Source organism: Prevotella sp. OH937_COT-195 (genome assembly GCF_003932845.1).
In the GTDB taxonomy this organism is placed as follows: Bacteria; Bacteroidota; Bacteroidia; order Bacteroidales; family Bacteroidaceae; genus Prevotella.
Genome location: NZ_RQZH01000043.1, coordinates 1 through 5,213 on the forward strand (window position 1 = coordinate 1; position 5,213 = coordinate 5,213).

Here is a 5,213-nt window from a genome sequence, read left to right on the forward strand (position 1 = left end):
AAAGAAATTGAACGAAAGACCGAGGGAAAAATTAAACTTTTCTACACCAAAACAGGAGTTCTTTAAAAAAATATTGTAATTTTGCACTTGCTGGTTGACTCTGCGGGACTCTACATTGAGGGTTCTAATGACCTATTTGGATTAATCTTCCCCTAAATATTTGTCAATTAGAAGAAAAACATCTATCTTTGCACCCAAATGACGATTCAACGAGAGAACATATATATCATACAAGGTGAGAATCGGGAGCAGGGAAACAGACGTTTTTCCTGTATGGACTCGTTGAACGATGGAGAACAACCGTTTGGCGATGGCAAAAAGTTGTCGGATTATACAAAAAAGATGCCGGATTATTTGGTAGTTCCAAATAATTTGCTTCTCTCCACGCCTACGCACATCTGGCGAACCTTTCCTTTTTCCGCACACTCGTACGCGTGCGTGAAGCACGCTACAACCCTGATAAACAAAGGACTCCACAGAGTTTCCCTTGTCCGCCTCATCGTGTCCTTTTGCCTACCGTGCAAAAAGGAAATAAAGAAGAAAGAAGAAATAAGCACGGTTTTCCGTACAGAAAACCACGTAAATTGTTACATTGTTTTCGCATAAAACTTCTATATCACATACATTTATTATTCATTAAAAATATTATTCATTAAAAAAATAAAGTTATGAAAGAAAATCAAGCAACACAAAGGAAACGGACGTACATTGCACCTGCCGTCAGAATCTTCAGGATGGAGATCTCCGCCCAAATTATGGAGACCTCATTCCCCGGACAGCACAACCCGGGACACCACGGTAACGGACCCGATGCAACCCCCGCCAAGGGCGGATTCTTCGATGAGGAGGACGGGTTTGAGAAAACCGGACAGGAAGACTTATGAGTTAATCTATGACACTAAAAGTAAAAATAAGAATCAAAAAAGAAAAAGACAACAAATGAAAGCAACATCATTTTATAACCGCATGCTGGCAGCACTGCTGCTGATGGCAGGTCTCGTGTCCTGTGCCAGCGAGGATAACGCCGTTAATAACAGCGGGACGGACAACACCGATGAACTGACCACATTCGTGGCAGGCACCTACGACAACGGCAATGCCAAGACGCGCACCTCGATGAACTACGATGACGGCGCGTTCTTCTGGGAAGAGGGCGACAAGATCTACGTCAAAGATGACGAAGGCATGTGGCGGGTCAGCAGCAACGCCGTGAACGCTGACAAAGTATCGTATTTCAAGTTCATGATGCCCGGCAAATACACCGCCAGCAACACCTACACCGTGTGCTACCCCGGAACGACGGGCAACCAAGACCAGGTAACCATCGCTGCCGGACAGAGGCAGGATGTTCCCGATGACACCAGGCACTTCGGCAGGTCGGGCGACTGCGGCATCGCCACAGCCACCAAAGGTAGTGACGGCAAGTTCCACTTCCGCCTCGACCACAAGGCCGCCTACCTGGTGTTCAACATCCACACCGAAAACCAAGCCCTTAAAAACTGCCTCCTCACCAAAATCCAGGTGACAGCCGACAACAACATCGCCGGCACCTACACCGTTACCCACGGCGGACTCATAGGTGATGGCAGCAGCAAGCAGATCACACTCGAAACCAAGGAAGTCTACGGCGGTGCAAAGCCGCATACCACCAGGGTGGCACAGGCATACGATGAAGGATTCCCAATGTACAACGACTTCAAGGTCTACATGGTCATCGCCCCCGGCACGCACACTCTCAAGGTACGCTATTGGATCAAAGACTATGTGACCAACATGGAGGGAGCCATCACCAAGAACTACCCCTCCTTCACCTACGCTGCCAACAACTACTACGACATGCAGGCAAATCTCGACGTCAGGAGCTACGACAGCAAGTACTACATGTGGGACGCACAGCAGCATTACTGGTACGGATACGAGAATGAGCAACCCACCGAAAACGATCAGTACAACCTCAACTACCCGCAGAACTATACCGACCCGAACAACCGCTGGTACCACCTGGGCGTCGGTCCGTTCAACGCCTCCGTTTCCTGCACCGTCTGCCCCAACGCCAACGAACTGTCCTGGTACGCCATGCAGGGCGATCCCCGCTGGGACAACGAGGAACTATGGACCGTCATGGGACATCTCTACATTGGCGGCATGTGGGTGAAGAAGAAAGCCCACATCCCCGGTTTCCGGAGTGACGTATCAGCCGACGGTTCCACAGACATGCGTACCACATCCATAGATTACCAAAACAACAACCTCACCCCCGGTCTCCCCGGTGCTACCGAAATAGGCAACTACTTCTACCTGCCCGCCCTGGGGTATTACAGTCTGGGGCGTCTCAAGAATGTCGGCAAATACGGTCGCTATTGGTCGTCCAATGCCGTTCCGGAATCCACCAACAACTCATACAGCCTGTACTTCGACCAGAGCAGCGTGAAGGTATACAACAACTACCTCCGCGACAACGGTTTCCGTGTGCTGCCGTTCGAGTAGCCCCTTGCAAACATAAAAATATCGTCTTATTGATAAGGAGATGGTCTCCTTATTGTAAAGAGACCATCTCTTTATTGTAAAAAAAACATTTCTTTACAATATATTTATAAATCATTAAAAATCAAAAAGTTACGACAGTAAAACACAAATCCATCAAGACAACCGCAGAAATGCTAAAAACAAAGGAAAATGGTATGCTCGTGCCGTGGTGGACAACGTGGTGCACCTCGATGAAATCAGTCAGGCAATACAAGACAACACCACCGCCAAGCAAGCCGATGTGTATGCCGTGCTCAAGGAGCTGGTCAACGTGATGAGCCGTCACCTGAAAAACGGCGACCGCGTGGTGCTCGACGACTTCGGCTCCTTCAAGGTGGGCTTGAAACCCCTGCCTGCCGACAGCATCAAAGATTTCACCCCGGCGAAAAACATCGTGGGCGCCCGCATCAACTTCCAGCCCGAAACGCACTGGACGGCCACCGACCGCACCCGCCGCAAGCAGTTCTTGCAAGGCATTGAGGTGAAGTCGGCCGACGATAAAGGCACCAAACCCGGCAACGGACATCCCTGATGATGCTTGGTGGGGAGAGTTCTCAGGGCTGACTAGGCTTCGAGCCGCTGCAAATGGTAAGTGCGTGGGCAGCAGCCAACGGGGTGTGTCCGGGGCAGGAGGCGGTGGCGCAGAAAAGCAACGAAATCAAGGCGATCCCAAGACTCATCGAGTGTCTCGACCTCTCGGAATGCATCATAACAATCGACGCCATCGCCTGCCAGCATGCCATCCGGACGCATTGTAGCATCGAGAACAACCTGTACTGGCAGCTGGACGTCACGTTCAACGAGGACTCGCAGCGCAAGTCGCGCAATACCGCCCGCAACCTCTCGCTCGTGAGCAAGTTTGCACTCATGCGACTGCGAAACAACCTGCGCAAGGGCAGTCTGAGCCATGAAGCGGAAGATGGCCGGCTGGGAAGTAGACTTCCTAAAAGAACTCCTCGATGCTGAATGGGAAAAGGCGCGAGGGGAAAAGTAATGCGTCGATCCTGTATGAGTTTTTACAATAAAAGTTGCAAATAACTTTGCCATGCCGTGACTTTTGCTTACCTTTGTGTTATAATAAAAGGAGCGAACAATCCACAGACAGGACAAATATACAAATAAAAACCGAAAACACACAAAACCATGTTTTTTTAATTCTCACACGTCAGGATATATAGTATTTTCATCAATATTTCAATAGTTTCTTCATAAGGTAAAGCCATAAATCTGGATTGATTGGACACGGAGCTGTTAATGAGGAAAATATGCATTCTCCGTATCTTTTGTTATTTTCGTCCTTCATAACAAAATAAGACGGACCCCTGCAATATAAGTAGCATTTGGTGAAGAAGTTATAAATTCCGTACTATATTGGTTCACATTAAAAGCATCAATTATTGTCTGTCTATCCTCTTGTAGACGTTTTAAATATTTTCTTTTGCTTCTTGATAGAAACTTTTTTGCTTTTAACTTTTCAATTTCTTTATAATTTTCAACCTCTTTAATGGTCAAGACATTACAAATACTATCTATTGCTACAAAATATTCTTTGTAATGGTTGTTGCGTTGAAAAATAATATAATAATCTCTATCTAATAAAGAGTATAATATTTTTTTTCCTGATATTGTGTCAAATTTAGATAATACAATATCTGCTTTAACTCGACTTTCTAATGCCAAAGAGTCAGATACTTTTTTCCAATCATCTTGAGCATAACAAAAGAAAGTAATACAAAAAGTAAAACAAATGGTTGCTATTTTTTTCATTGTAATATAGGTAAAATATATGGATAAGTTATGTGTCTATCTTTATAACCGCCGTGATTATGACCGTCTGTTTGAGGTAATCCTAAAATTCTTCGGATAAGGTTTTCTGTTCGAATTGCATTGGCATTATTTTCTACCGGTGTTAATTTCTTAGCCGCGGGAATACCGTGTCCAAAAACTTCGTGTCCCGAAATTACAGCCCTTTCCATTCCTTGTAAACTACTGCCAATAAAAGAGTGCGAACCATCCAGTGTTGGTATATTTAAGCCTTCGCCAGCTTTACTAATCCAATCAGAACTTAAATTACCATCAGGAGTTATCATTTTATTGCCCATACTATTTCCACGCTCTTTATTCATGTGATTTACAAAGGCTGCTGCTCCTTCCGAAGAAGTGTATTCCCCACTAATATATTCAACTTGGTAAATTTCTTTTGAATTGATTGAACTTGTTATCATGGTGATATATGCACTTTCATCATCAGTTAATGTAATACCTTCCATTGCTGAACTTAATTGGCCTGTATCAATACTCCTAAACGTTTTTCCTGTTACATCTATTAAAGTGCGAACATTAGCAAATTTATCATCTGCCAATACTATATAAATATCATCACGAAACTTTTTAGCATCTTGCTTTGTTATTCCTCGAATTTTTCTACCATCTGGATCAACAAACCGCATCGGATTATTCACACTATAAGCATAAGGACTTGTGGAGTAGTACTTTTCCGACAGCGGATCCATCGTAGTGAAGCGGCAGGTGGCGGCATCGTAGCGTCTTGCCATGTAGTCGTAAATGTCGAGACCGATTTGGCGTTCGAGTTCCTTGCCGTTGTATTTGTAGGATTGGAAATCGCCGTTCAAGCCCTTGCCCATCAAACCACCGAAAGGGTAATAGTCGTTGCGTTCCTCCAAATT

The 5,213-nt window shown here is 45.4% G+C and carries 6 protein-coding genes; 4 read left to right on the forward strand and 2 right to left on the reverse strand.

The annotated features are described in order from the left end of the window. Positions 1-755 precede the first annotated feature (755 nt). From EII32_RS12740 to EII32_RS12860, 4 genes are all read left to right on the forward strand, one after another. Positions 756-884 (forward strand): hypothetical protein, encoded by a 129-nt coding sequence (locus tag EII32_RS12740; protein ID WP_255416464.1) that lies wholly within the window; start codon positions 756-758, stop codon positions 882-884. Between the two features lie 55 nt (positions 885-939). Continuing rightward, positions 940-2,487 carry a hypothetical protein gene (locus EII32_RS10840; RefSeq protein WP_125235413.1) on the forward strand — a complete coding sequence of 516 codons (1,548 nt, stop codon included), beginning with the start codon at positions 940-942 and terminating at the stop codon, positions 2,485-2,487. A 148-nt stretch (positions 2,488-2,635) separates the two neighbouring features. Beyond that, positions 2,636-3,058, forward strand: a complete 423-nt coding sequence (locus EII32_RS10845; protein ID WP_125235414.1) for an HU family DNA-binding protein — start codon at positions 2,636-2,638, stop codon at positions 3,056-3,058. Between the two features lie 53 nt (positions 3,059-3,111). Then, positions 3,112-3,492 carry a transposase family protein gene (locus tag EII32_RS12860; RefSeq protein WP_125235415.1) on the forward strand — a complete coding sequence of 127 codons (381 nt, stop codon included), beginning with the start codon at positions 3,112-3,114 and terminating at the stop codon, positions 3,490-3,492. A 333-nt stretch (positions 3,493-3,825) separates the two neighbouring features. Here the strand turns inward: EII32_RS12860 and EII32_RS10855 are convergent, their stop codons facing one another. Together EII32_RS10855 and EII32_RS10860 are read right to left on the reverse strand one after the other, a co-directional pair. After that, positions 3,826-4,293 carry a hypothetical protein gene (locus EII32_RS10855; protein ID WP_125235416.1) on the reverse strand — a complete coding sequence of 156 codons (468 nt, stop codon included), beginning with the start codon at positions 4,291-4,293 and terminating at the stop codon, positions 3,826-3,828. Continuing rightward, positions 4,290-5,213: RHS repeat-associated core domain-containing protein (locus EII32_RS10860; RefSeq protein WP_148096826.1), on the reverse strand; the 924-nt coding region annotated here is incomplete at its 5' end. The genes EII32_RS10855 and EII32_RS10860, both read right to left, overlap by 4 nt.